This window comes from Ramlibacter monticola, from assembly GCF_016722785.1.
GTDB classification, from domain to species: Bacteria; Pseudomonadota; Gammaproteobacteria; order Burkholderiales; family Burkholderiaceae_C; genus Ramlibacter; species Ramlibacter monticola.
The window spans coordinates 111,265-131,721 of record NZ_JAEQNE010000004.1 but is presented as its reverse complement, the minus strand read 5'-3'; the positions used below and the strand labels follow the sequence as shown (position 1 = coordinate 131,721).

General features: G+C 71.7%; 21 protein-coding genes. 13 read left to right on the top strand and 8 right to left on the bottom strand.

The genetic code is table 11. The annotated features are described in order from the left end of the window. Window positions 1-67 precede the first annotated feature (67 nt). Window positions 68-1,186, top strand: a complete 1,119-nt coding sequence (locus JJ685_RS17260) for an ABC transporter substrate-binding protein (RefSeq protein WP_201675559.1) — start codon at window positions 68-70, stop codon at window positions 1,184-1,186. A 6-nt stretch (window positions 1,187-1,192) separates the two neighbouring features. Here the strand turns inward: JJ685_RS17260 and JJ685_RS17255 are convergent, their stop codons facing one another. Genes JJ685_RS17255 through JJ685_RS17245 form a run of 3 tightly spaced genes read right to left on the bottom strand, consistent with a single transcriptional unit; the run spans window position 1,193 to window position 4,114 of the window. Continuing rightward, a complete protein-coding gene (locus JJ685_RS17255) occupies window positions 1,193-1,882 on the bottom strand; it encodes an anaerobic ribonucleoside-triphosphate reductase activating protein (protein WP_330901795.1) in 690 nt (229 codons plus the stop codon). Next, complete coding sequence (nrdD, locus tag JJ685_RS17250) at window positions 1,875-2,060, bottom strand: anaerobic ribonucleoside-triphosphate reductase (RefSeq protein ID WP_201675558.1); 186 nt, start codon at window positions 2,058-2,060, stop codon at window positions 1,875-1,877. The genes JJ685_RS17255 and nrdD overlap by 8 nt, the downstream gene beginning before the upstream one ends. Before the next feature lie 29 nt (window positions 2,061-2,089). Next, window positions 2,090-4,114, bottom strand: coding sequence for a ribonucleoside triphosphate reductase (locus JJ685_RS17245; protein WP_201675557.1), 2,025 nt, complete (start codon window positions 4,112-4,114; stop codon window positions 2,090-2,092). Window positions 4,115-4,381: 267 nt separating this feature from the next. On the opposite strand from JJ685_RS17245, the gene JJ685_RS17240 reads away from it, so the two are divergent. Beyond that, a complete protein-coding gene (locus JJ685_RS17240; protein ID WP_201675556.1) occupies window positions 4,382-4,807 on the top strand; it encodes an RcnB family protein in 426 nt (141 codons plus the stop codon). A 66-nt stretch (window positions 4,808-4,873) separates the two neighbouring features. Continuing rightward, the gene (gene nthA, locus JJ685_RS17235) at window positions 4,874-5,491 is read left to right on the top strand and encodes a nitrile hydratase subunit alpha (RefSeq protein WP_201675555.1); all 618 of its coding nucleotides are present in this window, start codon (window positions 4,874-4,876) and stop codon (window positions 5,489-5,491) included. Between the two features lie 44 nt (window positions 5,492-5,535). Here the strand turns inward: nthA and JJ685_RS17230 are convergent, their stop codons facing one another. Next, the gene (locus JJ685_RS17230; protein ID WP_201675554.1) at window positions 5,536-5,808 is read right to left on the bottom strand and encodes a hypothetical protein; all 273 of its coding nucleotides are present in this window, start codon (window positions 5,806-5,808) and stop codon (window positions 5,536-5,538) included. A 98-nt stretch (window positions 5,809-5,906) separates the two neighbouring features. On the opposite strand from JJ685_RS17230, the gene nthB reads away from it, so the two are divergent. From nthB to JJ685_RS17215, 3 genes are all read left to right on the top strand, one after another. Further along, window positions 5,907-6,578 (top strand): nitrile hydratase subunit beta, encoded by a 672-nt coding sequence (gene nthB, locus JJ685_RS17225; protein ID WP_201675553.1) that lies wholly within the window; start codon window positions 5,907-5,909, stop codon window positions 6,576-6,578. 137 nt (window positions 6,579-6,715) lie between these two features. After that, window positions 6,716-7,432 carry a Crp/Fnr family transcriptional regulator gene (locus JJ685_RS17220; RefSeq protein ID WP_201675552.1) on the top strand — a complete coding sequence of 239 codons (717 nt, stop codon included), beginning with the start codon at window positions 6,716-6,718 and terminating at the stop codon, window positions 7,430-7,432. Continuing rightward, complete coding sequence (locus JJ685_RS17215; RefSeq protein ID WP_201675551.1) at window positions 7,429-7,791, top strand: nitrile hydratase accessory protein; 363 nt, start codon at window positions 7,429-7,431, stop codon at window positions 7,789-7,791. Before JJ685_RS17220 ends, JJ685_RS17215 begins: the two co-directional genes overlap by 4 nt. Here the strand turns inward: JJ685_RS17215 and JJ685_RS17210 are convergent. Next, window positions 7,788-8,063 (bottom strand): hypothetical protein, encoded by a 276-nt coding sequence (locus JJ685_RS17210; RefSeq protein WP_330901794.1) that lies wholly within the window; start codon window positions 8,061-8,063, stop codon window positions 7,788-7,790. The genes JJ685_RS17215 and JJ685_RS17210 overlap by 4 nt on opposite strands. A 151-nt stretch (window positions 8,064-8,214) precedes the next feature. Here JJ685_RS17210 and JJ685_RS17205 point away from each other — a divergent pair, with 151 nt between their 5' ends. From JJ685_RS17205 to JJ685_RS17195, 3 genes are read left to right on the top strand one after another with little or no spacing between them, the layout of a single operon-like run. Next, on the top strand, window positions 8,215-8,679 hold the full coding sequence (locus tag JJ685_RS17205; RefSeq protein WP_201675550.1) for a (2Fe-2S)-binding protein: 465 nt from the start codon (window positions 8,215-8,217) through the stop codon (window positions 8,677-8,679). Next, a complete protein-coding gene (locus JJ685_RS17200; RefSeq protein WP_201675549.1) occupies window positions 8,679-10,919 on the top strand; it encodes a xanthine dehydrogenase family protein molybdopterin-binding subunit in 2,241 nt (746 codons plus the stop codon). The genes JJ685_RS17205 and JJ685_RS17200 overlap by 1 nt, the downstream gene beginning before the upstream one ends. Before the next feature lie 24 nt (window positions 10,920-10,943). After that, on the top strand, window positions 10,944-12,365 hold the full coding sequence (locus JJ685_RS17195) for an LVIVD repeat-containing protein (RefSeq protein WP_201675548.1): 1,422 nt from the start codon (window positions 10,944-10,946) through the stop codon (window positions 12,363-12,365). A gap of 16 nt (window positions 12,366-12,381) precedes the next feature. On the opposite strand, the gene JJ685_RS17190 is transcribed toward JJ685_RS17195, so the two are convergent. The 3 genes from JJ685_RS17190 to JJ685_RS17180 all read right to left on the bottom strand — a co-directional run bounded on the left by JJ685_RS17190 (window position 12,382) and on the right by JJ685_RS17180 (window position 14,482). Further along, complete coding sequence (locus JJ685_RS17190; protein WP_201675547.1) at window positions 12,382-12,744, bottom strand: hypothetical protein; 363 nt, start codon at window positions 12,742-12,744, stop codon at window positions 12,382-12,384. Window positions 12,745-12,818: 74 nt separating this feature from the next. Next, window positions 12,819-13,352, bottom strand: a complete 534-nt coding sequence (locus tag JJ685_RS17185) for a 5' nucleotidase, NT5C type (protein ID WP_201675546.1) — start codon at window positions 13,350-13,352, stop codon at window positions 12,819-12,821. An 86-nt stretch (window positions 13,353-13,438) separates the two neighbouring features. Continuing rightward, window positions 13,439-14,482: a tellurite resistance/C4-dicarboxylate transporter family protein gene (locus JJ685_RS17180; RefSeq protein ID WP_201675545.1), complete on the bottom strand. Its 1,044-nt coding sequence runs from the start codon at window positions 14,480-14,482 to the stop codon at window positions 13,439-13,441. A gap of 152 nt (window positions 14,483-14,634) precedes the next feature. On the opposite strand from JJ685_RS17180, the gene JJ685_RS17175 reads away from it, so the two are divergent. From JJ685_RS17175 to JJ685_RS17160, 4 genes are all read left to right on the top strand, one after another. Then, entirely contained in the window at window positions 14,635-15,939 is a 1,305-nt protein-coding gene (locus JJ685_RS17175; RefSeq protein WP_201675544.1) for an efflux RND transporter periplasmic adaptor subunit, read from the top strand. A gap of 3 nt (window positions 15,940-15,942) precedes the next feature. After that, on the top strand, window positions 15,943-17,883 hold the full coding sequence (locus tag JJ685_RS17170) for a MacB family efflux pump subunit (RefSeq protein WP_201675543.1): 1,941 nt from the start codon (window positions 15,943-15,945) through the stop codon (window positions 17,881-17,883). Window positions 17,884-17,886: 3 nt separating this feature from the next. Then, on the top strand, window positions 17,887-19,302 hold the full coding sequence (locus tag JJ685_RS17165) for an efflux transporter outer membrane subunit (RefSeq protein WP_201675542.1): 1,416 nt from the start codon (window positions 17,887-17,889) through the stop codon (window positions 19,300-19,302). Between the two features lie 132 nt (window positions 19,303-19,434). After that, window positions 19,435-20,295, top strand: coding sequence for an ATP-grasp domain-containing protein (locus tag JJ685_RS17160; RefSeq protein WP_201675541.1), 861 nt, complete (start codon window positions 19,435-19,437; stop codon window positions 20,293-20,295). Window positions 20,296-20,457 lie beyond the last annotated feature (162 nt).

Below are 20,457 nucleotides of genomic sequence, written 5' to 3'. Positions count from 1 at the left end.
GCGCGTGCTGCCGATACGGTCGCTGCAAGCCGAGTGTCAAGACCGGCGCTTCAAGGGAGACCTCCACATGACTGCATTCGTGCCGGCGCGCATGCGCCGCGCCCTGGCCGTGCTCGCCGCACTGGCCCCGTGCCTCTGCTCCGCGGACATCGTGCTCGGACATTCCGGGGACCTGTCCGGGACTTCGGCGGCGCTGACGCGTGACTACCTGCGCGGGATGAACGCCTACTTCGACGAGCTGAACCGCAAGGGGGGCATCCGCGGCGAAAAGATCCGGCTGGTGAGCCTGGACGACGGCTTCAACCCCGAGAAGACCGCGGAGAACACCCGGGCCCTGATCGAGCAGGACGCGCTCGCGCTGGTCGGCTACCGCGGCACGGCCAACGTGCAGAAGATCGTGCCGATCCTCCAGGCGGCCGGCATCGCGGAAATCGGCAACACCAGCGGCGCGAAGTCCCTGCGCGATCCCTATGTGGACGGCCTGTTCCACCTGCGTGCCAGCACGACCGACGAGATCGAGGCGGCGATCAACCACGCCTGGACCACCGGCATCACGCGCATCGCCGCCGCCTACCAGGACGACGCCTTCGGCAAGGAAGGCCTGGACGCGCTGCACGCGGCCCTGAAGAAGCGCGGCGCCGAGCCGGTGGCGCTGGCACCCGTGCCGCGCGGCACGGTCGACGTGGCCAAGGCCGTCGAAGCCGTCGCCGCCGCCGCGCCGCAGGCCGTCCTGTATATCGGCCAGTCCAAGCCCGCCGCCGCACTGGTCAAGGGGCTGTACGCCAAGGGCCTGCATCCGCAGGTCTTCGTGCTGAGCGTGGCTTCGGGACTGCACGCCGACCTCGGCGCCGAAGCCTCCGGCGTGGTGGTGAGCCAGGTCGTGCCCTACCCCTTCACGGAGCTGGGCAACCCGATCGTGCGCGAGTACCAGAAGACCGTCGGCGCGCTGCCGGACGGCCGGTTCAGCTACAACAGCATGGAGGGCTTCCTCAACGCCAAGCTGGTGGCGACCGCCCTGCAGAAGACCGCCCCGCCGCTCACGCGCGCGCGCCTGATCGCGACGCTGAAGGGCTTCGCCAACGAGGACCTCGGCGGATTCGCGGTCAGCTACGGCCGCCAGAGCAACCTGGGATCGCGCTACGTGGCGCTCACGATGATCCGCAAGGACGGGACCTTCGCGCGCTGAGGGAACTCACGCCGCCCTGAATTCGAACGATTCGAAGCGCTGCGCGAACAGCGCCAGGTCGCCGCGCCAGGGGGCGGGGTGCGGCAGCGTGCCGCCGCGGCACTGCTGCAGGCACCAGCGCTTCACGCCCAGGGTGGACAGCTCCTCGGTCAGCGTGTGCAGTTCCTCCAGGGGAAACAGCTCCGGCGACCACGTCGTGCGGCACTCGTGGGCCACGCGGCTCACGAGCACCTGCAGCAGCGAATCGAGCACGCGCGAGGCGCTGTCGCGCGACGCGGTCAGCGCGTCCAGCCGGTGCCAGGGCGCCTTGACGTCCAGGCCGATCCAGTCCACCAGCGGCAGCACCTCGCGCAGCCGCTGCGGGTACATGCCGCTGGTATGGAGGGCGACCTCGAAGCCGAGCGCGCGCACTTCCGCCATCGCGGCCGGCAGCGCGGCCTGCAGCAAAGGCTCGCCGCCGGAGAAGACGACGCCATCGAGGAGCCCGCGGCGGCCGCGCAGGAAGGCGATCACTTCCTCCCACGCCAGTTGCGGCTCGACCCGCGCATCGAGCAGCTCGGGGTTCTGGCAATAGCTGCAGCGCCAGGGGCAGCCCTGGCAGAACACCACGGCCGCGAGGCGGCCGGGGAAGTCGATGCTGGTCCAGCGCTGCAGCCCGCCCACGCGCAGCCGGGCGGCCTCGGTCCGCTCAGGCACGCTCGACGAAGAAGCGCCGTTCCTGGTGCTCGCCCTTCTTGCCGGTGTTGAAGCTCGCCACCGGCCGGTGGTAGCCCATGACGCGGGTCCAGACCTCGCAGGGCTGGCGTTCCTCGTCGGAGAGGGTGACGTCGTCGCAGGCCACGAAGTCCTGCTGGCTGGTGGGGGGAACGCTCATGCTCACTCCTTTCCGGGATGACAAGGGAATCAGGCCGCCATCGCGAGGACGGCGCGCTTGCGCGCCAGCCGCTCCTCGTCGCACTTCGGGCAGAACGGGTGCTCGCCGGCCAGGTAGCCGTGCGTGGGGCAGATCGAGAAGGTCGGCGTGACCGTGATGTAGGGCAGCCGGAAGCGCGTCAGGGCGCGCTGCACCAGCATGCGGCAGGCCTCGGCGCTCGAAAGCCGCTCGCCCATGTACAGGTGCAGCACGGTCCCGCCGGTGTACTTGGACTGCAGGGTCTCCTGCCGCTGCATCGCCTCGAAGGGATCGTCGGTAAAGCCCACCGGCAGCTGCGAGGAGTTGGTGTAGTAGGGCTGCGTATCGGTGCCGGCCTGCAGGATGTCGGGCCAGCGCTTGCGGTCCTCGCGCGCGAAGCGGTAGGTCGTGCCCTCGGCCGGCGTGGCTTCCAGGTTGTAGAGATGCCCGGTCTCCTCCTGGAAGGCGACGATGCGCGCACGCACGTGATCGAGCAGGCGCAGCGCGAAGGACTCGCCCCATCCGCTCGTGATGTCGTGTTCGCCGCCGCTGAAGTTGCGGATCATCTCGTTGATGCCGTTCACGCCCAGCGTCGAGAAGTGGTTGCGCAGCGTGCCGAGGTAGCGCTTGGTGTAGGGGAACAGGCCCTGGTCCATCAACCGCTGGATCAGCTTGCGCTTGGTTTCCAGGCTCTGCTTGCCCAGTTCCAGCAGGCGGTCCAGCGCCTGCAGCAGCCCGGCTTCGTCGCCGCGGTGCAGGTGGCCGAGGCGGGCGCAATTGACCGTCACCACCCCCAGGCTGCCGGTCTGCTCCGCGCTGCCGAACAGGCCGTTGCCCCGCTTCAGCAGCTCGCGCACGTCCAGCTGCAGGCGGCAGCACATGGAGCGCACCATGTTCGGCTCGAGCTCGGAGTTGAGGAAGTTCTGGAAGTAGGGCAGCCCGTAGCGCGCCGTCATCTCGAACAGGCGCGTCGCGTTCTCCGACTCCCAGGGGAAGTCCTTCGTGATGTTGTAGGTGGGGATCGGGAAGGTGAACACCCGGCCCTTGGCGTCGCCTTCCGTCATCACCTCGATGAAGGCGCGGTTGATCATGTCCATCTCGGCGCCGAGCTCGCCGTAGGTGAAGGGCATCTCCCTGCCGCCGATCACCGGCACCTGCTCGCGCAGGTCTTCCGGGCAGGTCCAGTCGAAGGTGAGGTTGGTGAACGGCGTCTGCGTGCCCCAGCGCGAGGGCACGTTGAGGTTGTGCACCAGTTCCTGGATGCACTGCCGCACCTGCGCGTAGCTCATGCCGTCCTTGCGGACGAAGGGCGCCATGTAGGTGTCGAAGGAGGAGAAGGCCTGCGCGCCCGCCCACTCGTTCTGCAGCGTGCCGAGGAAGTTGACCACCTGGCCGACCGCGGAGGACATGTGCTGCGGCGGCGCCGCCTCGACCTTGCCCGGCACGCCGTTGAGGCCTTCGTGCAGCAGGGTGCGCAGCGACCAGCCGGCGCAGTAGCCGGACAGCATGTCGAGGTCGTGGATGTGGATGTCGCCGCTGCGGTGCGCCTCGCCGATCTCCGGCGTGTAGACGTGCGACAGCCAGTAGTTGGCCGTGACCTTGCCGGCCACGTTGAGGATCAGCCCGCCGAGGGAGTAGCCCTGGTTGGCGTTGGCGTTGACGCGCCAGTCGCTGCGCGAGAGGTACTCGCTCATGGAGGCGTGCACGTCCACCAGGGTCTGGCGGCCCTTGCGCATGGCCGCGTGCTGTTCGCGGTAGACGATGTAGGCGCGGGCGGTCTTCAGGTGGTTGGCGGCGATCAGCGTCTGTTCCACCACGTCCTGGATCTGTTCGATGTGCGGGGCCTGGCCGTGGAAGCGGAACATCAGGACCTTGCGCACCTGCGCGGACAGCAGCGCCGCCTCGTCGGCGTCGAACTCGCCGGTGGCGCCGCCGGCCCGCGCCAGCGCGTTCTCGATCTTCCTGGCGTCGAAGGGCGCGCGTTCGCCGCTGCGCTTGACGACTTCCCGCGGCGCGGGCTGCAGGGGTGCGTTCATTGGACCTCCTCCGTATGGGACACTAGATATAGGGTGCGCATCATGGTCGGGACACTACATCTGGTGTTTGACCTGGAGCAAAACTTGCGCGCCGCGGGGTCCGTCGGGGGTTTCCACCTGCAGGCAGGGCTGTCGCCGGCCGACGCCGAACAGCCACGACCACGGCAGCGTCTCCCCATGCGGGCGCGGGGTGACGCAGCGCTCCTACACCCGCCGCGTTGCTCGGAAGCGATGCTCTGGCTGAGTCTGAAAAAGGGAGAACACACCATGAACATCTCCAGGAAACCCCTGTTCGCAGCCCTGCTCGCCGCCGTGGCCTTCGGCCCGGCGCTGGCCGACGGCGGCCATGGCCATGGGCGCGGCCACGATGGCGACCGGCACGGCCGCGGCCACGACGAAGTGCGCGTGATCGAGCAGCGCGTGGTAATCGCCGAGCCGCGCCACGTGGTGCGCCACGCCTGCCCGCCGGGGCTGGTCCGCAGCCACGAGCACTGCATCCCGCGCGGCCACGCGCGGCACGTCGTGGTCGGCCAGGCGCTGCCGCCCGGCGCCGTCTTCGTCGTGCCCCAGCGGGTGCGCTCCACGCTGCCGCCTCCGCCCGCGGGCTATCGTTACGCGGTGGTCGACAACCAGGTCGTCCTGGTCTCGAACCACAACCTGGTGGTCGACATTCTCCGCACCCTCGTAGGCTAGTGTCCTGTCCCACAAATATCTAGGCTCGCATTGCACGGCCCGTGCGCGTGCGGCATAGTCGCGCGCATGGGCGAGCCCGATCCCCACCCGCATCCGCACGAGCACAGCGAGCTCGACGCGACCGAGCTGCGCGTGCGCGCGCTGCAGACCATCCTGCTGGAAAAGGGCTACGTCGAAGCCGGCGCCCTGGACGCGATCGTCGAGAGCTACCAGACCCGCATCGGGCCGCGCAACGGCGCCCGGGTGGTGGCGAAGGCCTGGTCCGACCCGGACTATTTCGACTGGCTGCTGCGCGATGCCACCGCCGCGGTCGCCTCGCTCGGCTACACCGGCCGGCAGGGCGAACACCTGGTGGCGCTTGCCAGCACGGACCAGGTGCACCACATCGTCGTGTGCACCCTGTGCAGCTGCTATCCGTGGCCGGTGCTGGGCCTGCCGCCGGTCTGGTACAAGAGCGCGCCCTATCGCTCGCGCGCCGTGCGCGACCCGCGCGGCGTGCTGGCGGAGTTCGGCGTGGCCCTGCCGCCCGAGCGGGAGATCCGCGTGTGGGACTCCACGGCCGAAGTGCGCTACCTGGTGATTCCGCAGCGGCCGCCGGGCACCGAAGGCATGAGCGAGGAGCAGCTCGCGGCGCTGGTCACGCGCGATTCGATGATAGGCACGGGGCTGCCGAACGCGCCTTAGCAGCCTGGGCGGCAGAGAAACGGGCCTGCGCCGGGACTCCCAAATCAATTGCCGACGGTGATGCCGCCGGGCGTGGTGCCCGACGTGCCGGTCGTCGGGGTCAAGGGCGTGCCGGTGGTCGTCGTCGTGGTGGTGGGCGTGCTGGGCGACACGGACCCGGTGACGGGCGTGGGGGTCCCGAAATTCGGGTTGTCGCCTTCCAGGCACACCTCCGGGCTGCCGAAGCACGTGCCCGGATTCCCGCCCCCGCCGCCGCAGGCCGAAAGGGCGGTGACAACGGCCACGGCGGCCGCGCGCAGCATCTGACGCTTCTTCATCTGCAGACCTCCCGCGTCTCGCCGCACTTTATCCCCGCCGGACGGCGGCGCGCAAGGGCCGCTGGCGCGGGAACGCCACGGCGTGCCATCATGGCCGCATGACCGCATCCGTCCCCTACGCCTCCCAGGCCGACCTGGGCGGCCGCGCCGGCTTCGGCCCCGTGCAGCCGGAAGACGAAGAGACGCGCTTCCACGCCGGCTGGGAGCCCGAGGCGCTGGCCCTCGTGCTCGCGATGGGCGCCACCGGCAGCTGGAACCTCGACATGACCCGCGCGGCGCGGGAGACCCTGCCCGACTACCTGCGCCTCTCGTACTACCAGGTCTGGCTGGCGGCGCTGGAAAAGCTGATGCTCGAGCGGCGGCAGCTGCACCCGGACGAACTCGCGGCCGGCCGCATGCTGCACCCGCCGGTGCCGCTCGCGCGCGTGCTGCACGCCGGCGAGGTCGCGGCCGCGCTGGCCGCCGGCTCGCCCACCGCGCGCCCCGGTGCGCGCAACCCGCGCTTCGCGCTCGGGGAGCGTGTGCGCACGCGGCTCCATCCCGTGCCCCACCACACCCGCCTGCCCGGCTACGCGCGCGGCAAGGTCGGCACCATCGCCAAGGTGCACGGAGCGCACGTGTTCGCGGATGCGCATGCGCAGGGCCGCGGGGAGGATCCGCAGCCGCTCTACACGGTGGTGTTCGAGGGCGCGGAATTGTGGGGCGCCGGCGCCGCGCCGGGATTGCGGGTCTCCATCGACGCCTGGGAGCCCTATCTCGAGCCTGCCTGAAGGCCGGCCTGCCCTGCTCTGCCGGGCAGAAGTAACAACGATGTCCGGCCACGCTCCCCGCCGGCCGCCGCCGCGGGCGGCACCGCGAGCGCTCACTTGGCGCTATAAACGTCTGTCGCCCGAGCCCCCGAGGACGCATGGACACTGTGCATACCGAGCTGCGCGGCAACCGCCTGCTGGCCCTGCTGGACGACGCGGCCCTGCGCGCCATCGCCCCGCTGCTGCAGCCGGTTGCGCTCGCACTGCGCGAGGACCTGTACCAGGAACAGGCCCCGATGAGGCATGCCTGGTTCCCCACCGACGGGGTGCTGTCGATGCTCGGCTCGGCCGCCGCCGAGACCGACGTGGAGGTGGCCACCATCGGCAGCGAAGGCATGCTGGGCGCCGGCCTGCTGCTCGGGGCCGAGCTCAGCTTCGGCCGCGCCTTCGTGCAGGTCGAAGGCACCGGCTGGCGCATGGAAGCGGCCGACCTGCGCTCGACCGTCGTCGCGCAGCCCCCCTTCGGCCGCGTGCTGCACCGCTATGCCAACGCGTTGCTGGTGCAGATCGCGCAGGGCGCGGCCTGCAACCGGGCCCATGCGGTGGAACAGCGCTGCGCGCGCTGGCTGCTGCAGACGCACGACCGGGTCCGGGGCGACGAATTCGAGCTCACGCAGGAATTCCTGGCACAGATGCTGGGCGAGCGCCTGGCCACCGTCAACCAGGTGGCTGCCTCGCTGCAGAAGCGCGGCCTGATCCAGTACACGCGCGGCCGCATCCAGGTGACCGACCGCGAGGGGCTGGAAGCCGCGGCCTGCCGCTGCTATGGTTTCGTGCGTACCGAGTACGGACGCATGCTCTCCCCACCCGCATGAGCCTTTCCAGCCTCCCCGGCCTGCCGCGCGACCACGGCGGCCCCGTGTTCCGCGCCCCCTGGCAGGCGCAGGCCTTCGCCATGACGCTGGCCCTGTACGAGCGGGACCTGTTCTCCTGGACCGAATGGGCGAAGGCGCTCGCGCTGCGCATCGAGGCCGCGCCGGCGCAGCCCGGCGAAGACGCCACCGATGCCTACTACCGCCAGTGGCTGGAGGCGCTGGAGCAATTGGTGGCCGAGAAGGGCGCGTCCTCGCTGGCCGAACTGCTTCGCTACCAGCAGGCCTGGGACCACGCGGCCGACCGCACGCCGCACGGGCAGCCCATCGAGCTGCGGCCGTCCGACTTTCCGCCTGCCTAGGACCCGCCCGAGGGGCGCCCCAGCGGGATCGCCGGATCGATGCGCCGCTTGTAGTGCGCGTAGTCCTTGGGCGCATCGGCCACGCCGGCCGGCCCGACCGCCTGCGGCAGCTCGGACTGGATCGCCACGTGGCTGATCGCCTCGCCGGCCTTGCGCCGCGCGCGCAGTTCCTCGGCGAAGCGCAGCGCCTCGCCCAGGGCGTCGGAGGCGAAGCTGCGTGCGCGGGCCTCGCCCGCGCCCTGCGGGTATTCCATCCAGAAGACGACGATCAAGCAAGGCTCCCCGGTTGGCGACCACCCGTCTGCACGGCCGTCGCGCGTGCAGTGTAGGCGCTTGCGGATCGCGCGCGCAGGCGCGGCGGGAAAGATCCGTTGACGCGGTGCCGGCCCGGAACTAGTGTCCCTGTCCCCACAGGAGGGCCCCATGACCGTCACGCTCCATGTCAATGGCGAGCGGCACTCCAGCCCCGCCGAGCCGGACACGCCCCTGCTCTACGTGCTGCGCAACGACCTCGGCCTCAACAGCATGAAATACGGCTGCGGCTCGGGCCACTGCGGTTCCTGCACGGTGCTCATCGACGGCCAGCCCATGCGGTCCTGCTCGGTCCCCGCCAGCGCCGCGGCGCAGCGCCGCATCGTCACGCTGGAAGCGCTCGGCACGCCGGAGCAGCCGCACCCGCTGCAGCGCGCCTTCATCGAGGAGCAGGCCGCGCAGTGCGGCTACTGCAGCGCGGGGATGATCCTCACCGCCAAGGCCCTGCTGGACCGCACGCCCGCTCCCAGCGAGGACCAGATCCGCAGCGCGATGGCCGACAACCTCTGCCGCTGCGGCACCCACACCCGCATCCTCAAGGCGATCCGGCGCGCCGCCGCCGACAAGTCGCTGTGATGGACGCCGCCGTCTCGCGCCGCGCCCTGCTGCAGGGCGGCTCGCTGCTCGTGCTGTTCGCGCTCGGCGGCCTGCACGCGCAGGCGCCGGCGCCCCTGCCCGGCAGCCTCAACACCAACCGACGCCTCGACGCCTGGCTGCGCATCCGCCCGAACGGCACCGTCACCATGTTCACGGGCAAGGTGGAACTGGGCCAGGGCATCCTCACGGCGCTGACGCAGATCGTGGCCGACGAACTCGACGTCGCCCCCGAGCGGCTGGAGGTGGTTTCGGGCGACACCGCCCGCACGCCCAACGAAGGCATGACGGCCGGCAGCCTGTCGCTGCAGGACAGCGGCACGGCCTTGCGCCTGGCCTGCGCCGAAGCGCGCGAGCTGCTGCTGCAGTCCGCCGCCGCGCGCCTCGGCGTGCCGGCCGCCGAACTGGTGGTCGCCGATGGCGCGATCACGAAGCCCGGGTCCGCCCTGCGCACGAGCTATTGGGAAGTGGCCGGCGACACGCTGCAGCGCGAGGCCACGGCCAGGGTCGCGCCGAAGCCGGCGCGGCAGCACCGCCTGATCGGCCAGAGCGTCCGGCGCCGCGACATCCCGGCCAAGGTCAGCGGCGCGCCGGCCTACGTGCAGGACCTGCGCCTGCCCGGCATGGTGCACGCGCGGGTGGTGCGGCCGGCGATGCCGCGTGCCAGGCTGCTGGAAGCCGACGTCGCCACGGCGCGGGCCATGCCGGGCGTGGTGGCGGTGGTGCGCGAAGGCAGCTTCCTCGCCGTCGCGGCGGAGCGCGAGGAGCAGGCGGTCGCCGCCTGGCGCGCGCTGCATGCCAACGCCCGCTGGGAAGCGGCCGGCCCCCTGCCGCCGCGCGGCCCGGCGTTGTTCGCCTACCTGAAGACCGCGCGGGCCCAGACGGGCGTCGTCAGCGAAAAGACCGCGGCCGCCGCGCTGCCCGCCGCCGCCACGACGGTCAACGCCGAATACACGCGCCCCTACCAGGCCCATGCGTCGATCGGCCCCTCCTGCGCCGTCGCGCAGTGGGAAGAAGGCAGGCTGCAGGTCTGGACCCACTCGCAGGGCGTGTTCCCGCTGCGCGGCGATCTCGCCAAGACGCTGCGCATTGCGCCGGCGAACATCACGGTGATGCACCGCGAAGGCTCGGGCTGCTACGGCCACAACGGCGCCGACGACGTGGCGCTCGACGCCGCGCTGGTGGCGCGCGCCCTGCCCGGCATCCCGGTGCGGCTGCAGTGGATGCGCGAGGACGAATTCGCCTTCGAGCCCCTGGGCTCGCCGATGGTGATGCAGCTGAGGGCCGCCCTCGACGGCGGCCGCATCGTCGACTGGCAGCACGAGCTGTGGAGCTACACGCACAGCACGCGGCCCGGCGATCCGGAAGGCAGCAACCTGCTGGCCGCCTGGCAGCTGCCCGACCCGCTGCTGCCGGGGCCCTCGCGCAACCTGCCGCAGCCGTCCGGCGGCGGCGACCGCAATGCGGTGCCCCTGTACGCCTTCCCGCGCCAGCGCATCACCAACCACCTGCTGCTGGACCAGCCGATCCGCACTTCGGCGCTGCGCACGCTGGGCGCCTACGCCAACGTGTTCGCGGCCGAATCCTTCATGGACGAACTGGCCGGCGCGGCGGGCGCCGATCCCCTCGCCTTCCGCCTCGCGCACCTGGAAGATCCCCGCGCGCGCGCCGTGATCGAGCAGGTCGCCGCGCTGGCCGGCTGGCAGCCGGGGCCGGCGCTGGACACGCGCGACGCGCGCCGGCCGGTCGCCGCCGGGCCGCTGCGCGGACGCGGCATCGGCTTCTCGCGCTACAAGAACCTCGCGGTCTACTGCGCCGTGGTCGCCGAGGTGCTGGTCGACCCGCGCAGCGGCGAAGTGCGGGTGACGCAGGCCTGGGCCGCGGCCGATGCCGGGCTGGTGGTCAACCCCGACGGCTTCCGCAACCAGATCGAGGGCGGCATGGTGCAATCCACGAGCTGGACGCTGCACGAAGCCTATCCCTACGACGAGCGCCAACTGGGCGCGCGCAACTGGCCCGACTACCCGATCCTGCGCTTCCCCGAGGTGCCGCGGGTCGAGGTGAAGCTGGTCGACCGGCCCGAGGAGCGGCCGCTGGGCGTCGGCGAAGGCTCGCAGGGGCCGATGGTGGCGGCGATCGCGAATGCCTTCGCGCAGGCGACCGGGCGCCGCCTGCGCGACCTGCCCTTCACGCCGGAGCGCGTGAAGGCGCGGCTGGCCTGATCCGCGCACTTCCGAGGAAGAACCATGACAACGATCCGCGCCTGCGCGGCCCTCGCGGCCGCGACCTGCTGCGCCGGCGCCGTGCAGGCGCAGCACGGCGCCGAGTCGCGCAACCTGGAGCTGGTGGGCCAGCACGCGCTGCAGGCCCGCAGCGCCTACCAGCCCACGATCCAGAACCAGGACGGCCGCTGGATCCTCTACGTCGGCCACCACGGCGGCAGCGCGCAGGACCCGAAGCCGATGAACCCGCTCGCCGGCCGCGCGGAGTTCAACGGCACCTCGATCCTCGACGTCACCGATCCGGCGAACCCGCGCCTGCTGGCCCACGTCCCCGGCGAGGAAGGCCTCGACGAGGCCGGCGGCGCGCAGATGGTGCGCGTGTGCCCGGGGCGCGGCCTGCCCAAGGCCGATCCCGCGAAGTTCTACATGCTGCGCACCTTCGGCAACTCGGCCCACGAGGTGTGGGACGTGACGAATCCCTCCGCGCCGGTGCGCCTGGCGCAGCTCGGCGGCCTGAAGGGCACGCACAAGAACTTCTGGGAATGCGACGGCGGCATCGCCTACCTCGTCTCGGGGCTCGAAGGCTGGCGCACGCGCCGCATGACCCAGGTGTACGACCTGTCCGATCCGGCGCGGCCCACGTTCGTGCGCAACTTCGGCCTGCCGGGGCAGCAGCCCGGTTCCACCGGCGAGCCGCCGCAGGAACTGCACGGCGCGATCTCCACCGGGCCCGGCGGCAACCGGGTCTATTTCGGCTACGGCACCAACAAGAATGGCATCGTGCAGATCGTGGACCGCCTGAAGCTGCTGCGCGGCGCGAAGGAGCCCACGGCGGAGAACCTGCTCTCGCCGCAGGTCGCGCGCCTCGACATGGCGCCCATGACCGGCGCCCACACCGCCTTTCCCATCCTCGGCCTCCAGGTGGCCGAGTTCGCGCACGACCGTGAAGCCCGGCGCGACGTGCTGCTGGTGGTGAACGAGGCGATCGCCAACGAGTGCGCCGAGCCGCGCCAGATGGCCTGGCTGGTCGACATCAGCGTGGAGACGCGGCCGCAGTTCATCTCGAACTTCACCGTGCCGGAGGCGAGCGGCGGCTTCTGCAGCCGGGGCGGCCGATTCGGCACGCACTCGTCGAACGAGAGCTTCGCGCCGGTCTACTACCGCAAGCTGGTGTTCCTCGCCCACTTCAACGCGGGCGTGCGCGCGCTGGACATCCGCAATCCCTTCCAGCCGCGCGAGATCGGCTTCTACATCCCGGCGACCACGGCGAACACGGCGCCGCGCTGCGTGAAGGTCGACGGGCAGGACCGCTGCCGCACGGCGATCCAGACGAACAACGTGGAGGTGGACGAACGCGGCTTCGTCTACGCGGTGGACCGCGCGAACACCGGCCTGCACATCCTGCGGCTCACGCCGGAAGGGCGCTCGCTCGCGGGGATTCCCTAGGCCCTTGGGCCCGGGCTCAGGCGCCGACCCGCTCGCCCTTGGCGACGTACTCGAGGCACTTGCGCCGCACTTCCTCGATCAGCACCTTGTGCCTGGCGTGGAAGGCGACCACCTTGCCGTTCATGCGGCTCGGCGAACTCAGGCTCCACAGGGCGTGCGTGAGGTCCACCCGCGTGATCAGCAGCTCCGTCCAGGACACGCCCAGCTTGGGCAGCAGCGTGGCCTGCATCTGCATCTCGTCGAAGCGGTCGGAGAGCTCGCGGTAGAGCTCCGGGTCCCAACGGCGCTGAAGCAGTTCGCGCAGTCCGTCCTCGTAGGCGGTGAGCCGGCGCGCCAGGTCCGAAGCGATTGCTGCCTGTTCGGGAGAGTGGGAGATCATGGGCGGGCCGCGGAATGGATGGGCCAATCACTTTACAAGCCTGCCCTGCGGGACTGCAAGCCGCGTGCACCCTCCTACGGTTGAGAAGATTCCCTATAGAGGAACGGTACGGTACCGAACCGTTCCCTGTCCCGAGGCTGCGCGAAGAGGCCGGCGAGTTCCTCCATCGCCTGCCGCGCATCGCGGTAGTGCACGAAGACGCCGCCCGCGTCTTCCCACAGGTGCCGGTACATCAGCATGTCGTCCACCAGCACGTCGCCGGCGCAGCAATGGTCGCGCTTGTCGGCCGCGAGGCAGGTGATGATCCGCGTGCCGGGGAAGTGGTGCGCCGCCCAGCGCACCTTCTGCGCCGCGGCCCAGTCGCCGCGGGGCAGCCCGGTCAGGATGGCGGGATGCAGGTGCCGCACGGCGGCGAACAGCTGCTTCGCGCCGGGCATGAGGGGCAGGTGGTAGAAGAAGTCCGGCGCCTGCGCGAGCTGCGCCCACAAGCGCTCCCGGCCGTGGTGCGCCTCGAACACGCGGTGCGGCACGCCCAGCACCTGTTCCGCGCCGCGGTCGAAGTCCGCCAGCACGCCATCGCAATCCAGGTAAAGCTGTCGCTCGAGCATGGGACCGCATTTTGCCCAACCGTGGCGGCACCGCCCGGGGCCCGGCGTCCAGCGGTCGTCGCGGCTGCCCCGGCGGCGGGCCGGTTTCAGGCCGCGGCCGCCGCGCGGACGCGCCGCACCCACGCGCTCGAACGCAGCAGCGCCGTCGCCACCCAGGCCAGCAGCGCCAGGCCGAAGAACACGCTGCCCAGCGGGGCCAGCAGGTGCAGCTGCAGCGCCGCGTCCATGTTGTGGGTGGCGGCCGAATACATGCCCAGCGGGAACACCATGCTCCAGTCCAGCGCATCCGCGCGCAGGGGATCGCGCCGCAGCAGGTAGCGCCAGGCGGTGAGCGCCACCAGCAGCGGGAGCCACCACGTTCCGGTGGCCCAGTAGAGGATCGTGAAGCCCTTGAGGAAGGGCAGCAGCGCCTCCAGCAACGGGGCCTGCGCGGCGTTGGCCACCAGTTGCGCGCCGGCCAGGGTGGAAATCGCCATCGCGCCCATGTTGATCCAGTACGGTGGCGCGAGGTCGGCCGGCGCGAAGCGGAAGAACAGCGTGCGCTGGAAGATCAGCGCGATGATCCACGTGTACAGCATGCCGCCGAACAGCCACAGGCCCAGCGCGAGGAAATTCAGCTGCAGCCGCCAGGGCTGCCCGACGTGCGACGAGAGCAGCGCTGCCGTCACCGCCACCGACTGGCACGCCACCACGGCGAGCAGCCAAGCGCCGCCGATGCCGCGCTCCAGCGGCTGCTTGTCCTCGCTGGTGATCACCGCGGCGAACACGCCGTAGGTCAGCACGGTCCACAGCACCAGCGCCAGCAGCGCGAGCACCGCCGCCCACGCGAATCCCCCGTCGAGCACCAGCAGGCCGCTCGCGAGCACGCCGGTCCCCGCGACCGCCGTGAAGAAGGCGGGGGCGCGCTGCAGGCTCGCCAGGTCCTGCGCCACGTCGCCGCGATGGCGCGCGAGCCGCCACAGCGACAGCAGCGAGAGCAGGACCCACGCGAGCACGGCGCACTCGAACAGCAGCATCGCCAGGGTGTCCAGTCCCTGCTGGCGCGCGGCCACCGCCAGGATGCCGGTGGCCATGACGAGCGCGAAGGAGGGCGACGGATTCCCCTGCGCGGGACGGAAGACGAAACTCATCGACACAAATCTAACGGCGTTCGTGTGAAGGGCACCATCGTGCCTCCATTTTGCGAAAGAGGTAGCCCGTCGCAGCCACCACCGGACCTCGCGACGACCGGGGGTCGTTCCTAGCATCGGGGCCCATGGGACATCGCGACACCGTAGCCGACATGAGCCGCCTCCGCCTGCCGGTGGCCTGGGACGAGGCCGCACCGGCCGCAGCAGCGCAGGTCCCCACCGGAGACGACGGCGCGCCGGCGCGTCCGCTGTGGAAGCGCTTCGGCTGGCTGGGCGCGCTGGCGCTGGCCGGCGCGGGGGCGGCCGCCTGGCAGTTCGCCGGCGGCGAGCCACCCGCGCGCTTCACCACCGCGGTCGCCGAGATCGCCACCATCGAGGACATCGTGTCGGCCACCGGCACGGTGCAGCCGCTCGAATACGTGGACGTGGGCACGCAGGTGACCGGGCAGCTGCGCACCTTGCGCGTCGCCGTCGGCGACGTGGTGAAGAAGGGCGACCTGGTGGCCGAGATCGATCCCACCGTGTTCGAGTCCAAGGTGGCCACCGGCCGCGCCCAGCTGCAGAACCTGCACGCGCAGCTGCGCGAACGCGAGGCGCAGGCGCAGCTGGCGGACCTGCTGCGCGACCGCAACCGCAAGCTGCGCGCCGCCGACGCCGTGAGCGAGGAGCTCACGCAGCAGACCGACGCCGCCGCCGTCCAGGCGCGGGCGCAGGTCGACGCGGTGCGGGCGCAGATCCAGCAGGCGCTGTCCTCGCTCTCCGGCGACGAGGCCAACCTGCGCTACACGCGCATCTACGCGCCCATGAGCGGCACCATCGTCTCGCTCAACGCGCGCCAGGGCCAGACCCTGGTGTCCAACCAGCAGGCGCCGGTCATCCTGCGCATCGCGGACCTCAGCACCATGACCGTCTGGGCGCAGGTCTCGGAAGCCGACGTGCCGCGCGTGAACGTCGGCATGCCCGTGTACTTCAACACCCTGGGCCTGCCGGACCGCCGCTGGAAGGGCCAGGTGCGCCAGGTGATGCCCACGCCGGAGACGGTCAACAACGTGGTCCTCTACAACGTGCTGTTCGACGTGACCAACCCCGATGGCGCATTGAAGCCGCAAATGAGCACGCAGGTGTTCTTCCGTGTGGCAAGCGCCGAGAACGCCGTCGCGATCCCCGTGGCCGCGCTGCAGACGGCCGTCAAGCCGCTGAAGGAGCGCCCGCGCGGCAAGCAGGACAGGCAGGACGGACAGGAGACGGCCGCGGCGAAGGAGCCGCGGCCCGACAAGGCCTACCTCGTGCGCGTCGTCAACGACGGCGGCCAGGTCGAGGAGCGCACGGTCACCGTGGGCCTGCAGACCCGCCTGCAGGCGCAGGTGACCAGCGGCCTGGTGGTGGGCGAGGAAGTCGTCGTCGACAACGCAGCGGCCAGGGCGAAGGCCGGCAAGGCGAAGAAGGCGGCGGACTGAGGCATGGCCCCAGCCCTGATCGAGCTGCGCGACATCGTCAAGTCGTATCCCTCCGGCGGCACGCCGGTGCGGGTGCTGCACGGCATCACGCTGGCCATCCGCGAAGGCGAGTTCGTCGCCATCGTGGGCCAGTCCGGCTCCGGCAAGAGCACGCTGATGAACATCCTCGGCTGCCTCGACAAGCCGAGTTCGGGCGAGTACCTGTTCGCCGGCCGCGACGTGGCGCGGCTGGACGCCGACGCGCTGGCGGCCCTGCGCCGCGGCACCTTCGGCTTCATCTTCCAGCGCTACAACCTGATCGGCAACGAGACCGCGGCGGAGAACGTGGAGATCCCGGCCGTGTACGCCGGCATGGCCCGCCGCGAGCGCAGCGCGCGCGCCCGCGCGCTGCTGGAGCGGCTGGGCCTGCGCGACCGCGTGGACTACCGGCCGACCCAGCTCTCCGGCGGCCAGCAGCAGCGGGTGTCGATCGCGCGGGCGCTCATGAACGGCGGCCGCGTGATCCTGGCCGACGAGCCCACCGGTGCGCTCGACACGAAGAGCGGCCGCGAGGTGATGGCGCAGCTGCACGAGCTGCACCGGGCCGGCCACACGATCATCCTCATCACGCACGACCACACGGTGGCCTCGGAGGCGGAGCGCGTCATCCAGCTAAGGGACGGCGAGGTGGTGGACGACCGCCGCACCGCCCCCGCGCGGGCCCCTGCCCCGGCGCCGCAGCCCGCCGCGCCGTCCGCGACGCGCACCAGCCTGCTGCCCGACGTGATCGAGGCGGTGAAGATGGCCCTGCGCTCGCTGCGCACCAACCTGTTCCGCACCGTGCTCACGCTGCTGGGCATCATCATCGGCGTCGGGGCCGTGATCGCCATGCTCGCCCTGGGCGACGGCAGCAAGGCGCAGGTGCTCTCGCGCATCGAGGCCATGGGCACCGACCTGCTGGTGGTGCGGCCCGGCGCGCGCAACGTGCGCACCCGCGACGAGAGCGCCGCGCTGGTCGCCGAGGATGCCGAGGCCATCGGCGAGCTGCCCAACGTGCGCGAATCGGTCGGCGAACATGCACGCGGGGTCACGGTGCGCTACGGCGAGAACGACTACGTGACCCTGGGCACGGGCGCCACGGCGAACTACGCGCGGGCCCGGAACTGGTCCACCGCGCGCGGCACCTTCTTCTCCGACGCCGACGTGCGCGGCGTGGCGCCGGTCGCGGTGCTGGGCAAGACGGTGGTGGACAACCTGTTCCGCCGGGGCGAGAACCCGGTCGGCCGCTACGTCCTGATCAACAACATCCCCTTCCAGGTGATCGGCGTGCTGGCGCCCAAGGGCGCGAACTCCTCCGGCACCGACATGGACGACACCATCCTGATGCCCCTGTCGACCGCGCGCATGCGCCTGTTCGGGCGCAACTACGTGCGCGTGATCACCGTGCAGGTGGCCGACATGGAGCAGGTGGAGGAGACCGAGGCGGCGATCGCCGCGCTGCTGACGGAACGCCACCGCAAGGTGGACTTCCAGATCCGCAACAACGCCTCGCTGATGGAAACGGCCAGCGAGACGCAGAACACCATGACCATGCTGCTCGGCTCCATCGCCGCGATCTCGCTGCTGGTGGGCGGCATCGGCGTGATGAACATCATGCTGGTGTCGGTGACCGAGCGCATCCGCGAGATCGGGATCCGCATGGCGACCGGCGCCCGCATGCTGCACATCCTGCTGCAGTTCATGACGGAGGCCCTGGTGGTGTGCTCGGTCGGCGGCGCGATCGGCGTGGCGGGCGGGCTCGCCGCGGCCTGGGTCGCGGGCCGCCTCGGCTCGCCGGTCGTCTTCTCGCTGCCCCCCGTCGCCATGGCCTTCGGCAGCGCCTTCCTGATCGGGCTGCTGTTCGGGTTCCTGCCGGCGCGCCGCGCCGCGCGCATGGACCCCGTCACCGCCCTCGCCACGGAGTAAGGGATGATGCCGCCCCGCTGGTCCCGCCGCGCGCTGTCCCTCCTGTGCGCCCTCGCCGCCGCCGGTTGCGCGACGCAGGCCGACCGCTACGAGCGGCCTCCCGTGCCGGCACCCTCGCGCTGGCTCGCGCCCGCGTCCGATGCGGCCTGGCCCGACAGCCGCTGGTGGTCGGCCTTCGGCAGCCCCGAACTGGATGCCCTGATCGCGCAGGCGCAACTGGCCAACCACGACCTGCGCATGGCCGCGGCCCGGGTCGAGCAGGCCCGCGCCAATGCGAGGCTGGCCTCCGCCCTGCAGTCGCCCGTCCTAGGATTCGCCCTCAGCGGGGAGCGCCACAAGGACGTCGGCGAGTCGGCCGTCAACGACTACACCGCCGGCTTCTCGGCCGCCTACGAGGTGGACCTGTGGGGCCGGCAGCGCGACATCGCCGCTTCCGGCGCCGCCCAGTTGCTGGCCAGCGAGTTCGACCGGGAAACGATCCGCCTGCAGCTCACCGCCGACGTCGCCAACGCCTGGTTCAACATCCTGTCGCTCAACGACCGCCTGCAGGTGGCGCAGGAGAACCTCGCCCTGGCGAGGCGCCTCCTCGACCTGCTGGCCGTGCAGCAGCAGGCCGGCCGCACGACCTCCCTGGAGCTGGAACGCCAGCGCTCGCTGGTGGCCACCACCGAATCGGCCATCCCGGCGCTGCTGCAGCAACGCGCGGTGGCCCGGGGCGTGCTCGCGGTGCTGCTCGGCCAGCCGCCGGAGCAGGCCCCCGATCCGCGGGGTTCCCTGCGCGCGCTGCAGCTGCCCCCTACCCATGGCGGGGTGCCGGCGCTGCTGGTGGAGCGGCGGCCCGACATCCGCCGCGCCGAAGCGAGCCTGGTCGCCGCGAACGCCGACGTGGGCGCGGCCCGCGGCGCCCTGCTGCCCACCCTGACGCTGCGCGCCGTGGCCGGCGCGGGCGGCGGCACCGTGGCCAACCTGCTCGGCTCGGGCGGCGGCGGCTTCTACACGCTGGCGGCGACGCTGGCGGCCACCCTCTTCGATGGCGGCGCGCTGCGCAGCCGGGTCGAGCTCGCGCAGGCCCAGAAGGTGGAGCGGGCCGAGCTGTATCTGCAGACCGTGGTGACGTCCTTCCGGGAGGTCGAGGAGGCGCTGGCCGGCCTCGAACAGTTCGCGCGTCAGGAACAACTGCTGCTGGCCGCCGCCGGTTCGGCGCGCGAAGCCAACCGCCTCACCGACGTCCGCTGGCGCGCGGGGGCCGAAAGCTACGTCAATGTGCTCGACGCCCAGCGCACGCTGCTCGCCGCGGAAGCGGCGATCGACCAGCCGCGGCTCGCGCGCTTCACGTCGGCCACGGCCCTCTACCGCGCCCTCGGGGGCGGCTGGGAGGGCCAGCCGGTCCAGGGCGTCGCACGGGCGGACGCGCGCTGAGCCGCGCCCGTCCCGCGACGCGAGCCATTCGTCCATGAAGAACCAAGGTGCCAGCAATTCGCGCAAGCAGGGGGGCCTCCGCGGTCACCTGCGGCCGTCGCGAAAACGGGCGCGCTCTCCTAGCATCGAAGCATGAAGATCCATTTCCTCCTGGACCAGCGGGTGCAGCCCGAGCCCAACGCCACCTTCGTGGCGGCGATGGCGCTGCTGGCCGACCAGGGTTTCACCGTGAGCCGGGGCATCCCGGAGACGGCGCTGCTGTGCCCGGACCGCCTCTGCGCGCGGCACGACATGTACGTGCTGAAGTCCTGCAGCGAGCTGGCCCTCAGCGTGGCCGCCGTGCTGCACGACCGGGGCGGGCAGTTCCTCAATCCCTACCCGGCCTGCGCACTGGCGCAGAACCGGATCACCGCGGTCAGCCGGCTGGCGGCCGCGGGCGTGCCCGTTCCGCGCTCGTGGGTGAGCGCGGATTTCGCGATGCTGTGCGAGCTGGCGCTGGAGCAGCCGGTGGTCGTCAAGCCCTACCGGGGCGCCTGCGGCGCCGTGCAGATCGTGGCGCACAGCCCCGACGACCTCGCGGCCATCCCCTTGCGCGACCAGCCGGTGCTGGTGCAGGAATACATCGACTCGCGCGGGCCGGACCTGCGCATCCAGGTGATCGGCGAGGAAGTGTTCGCGGTGCCCGTGCCGGTGGCCGGCGCGGCGCCGCTGCCGCTGCTCTCGGTGGACGACCCGCTGCGCGAGATCGCCTTGCGTTGCGGGCGCGTGTTCGGCCTGAGCGTGTACGGCCTCGACGTGATCGAAGGCCCGGGCGGCCCCGTGATCGTGGACGTGGACCACGCGCCGGGCTTCGCGGGGATTGCCGCCGCGCCGGCAGCGCTGGCGCGCCACATCGCCGACGTGCTGGAAGGCCGCAAGCCGGTGGTGCGGCATCCGCCGACCCTGCACATGGCGCCGGGCCGCACCAGCTTCCTGCAGGCGGCCGCCGCCTGATGGGCCGCGCTCCATCGTGTTCATCGCGCCCACTTCCCGACGCATCCCGGTCTGCTGGCGCAGGCTGGCGGCAGGCGTGACTTCGACGCGGCGCCGGTGACCGCTTCGTCGAGCCGCCTGCCGCCACCTGCAGCAGCGGACGGACCCGATCGCCCCAGCCCG

What these genes read in the sequence shown, in the direction of transcription:
- JJ685_RS17260 (WP_201675559.1), top strand. Translation starts at nt 68, where the DNA reads ATGACTGCATTCGTGCCGGCGCGCATGCGCCGCGCCCTGGCCGTGCTC.
- nrdD (WP_201675558.1), bottom strand. Translation starts at nt 2,060, where the DNA reads ATGAGCGTTCCCCCCACCAGCCAGCAGGACTTCGTGGCCTGCGACGAC.
- JJ685_RS17245 (WP_201675557.1), bottom strand. Translation starts at nt 4,114, where the DNA reads ATGAACGCACCCCTGCAGCCCGCGCCGCGGGAAGTCGTCAAGCGCAGC.
- JJ685_RS17240 (WP_201675556.1), top strand. Translation starts at nt 4,382, where the DNA reads ATGAACATCTCCAGGAAACCCCTGTTCGCAGCCCTGCTCGCCGCCGTG.
- nthA (WP_201675555.1), top strand. Translation starts at nt 4,874, where the DNA reads ATGGGCGAGCCCGATCCCCACCCGCATCCGCACGAGCACAGCGAGCTC.
- JJ685_RS17230 (WP_201675554.1), bottom strand. Translation starts at nt 5,808, where the DNA reads ATGAAGAAGCGTCAGATGCTGCGCGCGGCCGCCGTGGCCGTTGTCACC.
- nthB (WP_201675553.1), top strand. Translation starts at nt 5,907, where the DNA reads ATGACCGCATCCGTCCCCTACGCCTCCCAGGCCGACCTGGGCGGCCGC.
- JJ685_RS17220 (WP_201675552.1), top strand. Translation starts at nt 6,716, where the DNA reads ATGGACACTGTGCATACCGAGCTGCGCGGCAACCGCCTGCTGGCCCTG.
- JJ685_RS17215 (WP_201675551.1), top strand. Translation starts at nt 7,429, where the DNA reads ATGAGCCTTTCCAGCCTCCCCGGCCTGCCGCGCGACCACGGCGGCCCC.
- JJ685_RS17205 (WP_201675550.1), top strand. Translation starts at nt 8,215, where the DNA reads ATGACCGTCACGCTCCATGTCAATGGCGAGCGGCACTCCAGCCCCGCC.
- JJ685_RS17200 (WP_201675549.1), top strand. Translation starts at nt 8,679, where the DNA reads ATGGACGCCGCCGTCTCGCGCCGCGCCCTGCTGCAGGGCGGCTCGCTG.
- JJ685_RS17195 (WP_201675548.1), top strand. Translation starts at nt 10,944, where the DNA reads ATGACAACGATCCGCGCCTGCGCGGCCCTCGCGGCCGCGACCTGCTGC.
- JJ685_RS17190 (WP_201675547.1), bottom strand. Translation starts at nt 12,744, where the DNA reads ATGATCTCCCACTCTCCCGAACAGGCAGCAATCGCTTCGGACCTGGCG.
- JJ685_RS17185 (WP_201675546.1), bottom strand. Translation starts at nt 13,352, where the DNA reads ATGCTCGAGCGACAGCTTTACCTGGATTGCGATGGCGTGCTGGCGGAC.
- JJ685_RS17180 (WP_201675545.1), bottom strand. Translation starts at nt 14,482, where the DNA reads ATGAGTTTCGTCTTCCGTCCCGCGCAGGGGAATCCGTCGCCCTCCTTC.
- JJ685_RS17175 (WP_201675544.1), top strand. Translation starts at nt 14,635, where the DNA reads ATGAGCCGCCTCCGCCTGCCGGTGGCCTGGGACGAGGCCGCACCGGCC.
- JJ685_RS17170 (WP_201675543.1), top strand. Translation starts at nt 15,943, where the DNA reads ATGGCCCCAGCCCTGATCGAGCTGCGCGACATCGTCAAGTCGTATCCC.
- JJ685_RS17165 (WP_201675542.1), top strand. Translation starts at nt 17,887, where the DNA reads ATGATGCCGCCCCGCTGGTCCCGCCGCGCGCTGTCCCTCCTGTGCGCC.
- JJ685_RS17160 (WP_201675541.1), top strand. Translation starts at nt 19,435, where the DNA reads ATGAAGATCCATTTCCTCCTGGACCAGCGGGTGCAGCCCGAGCCCAAC.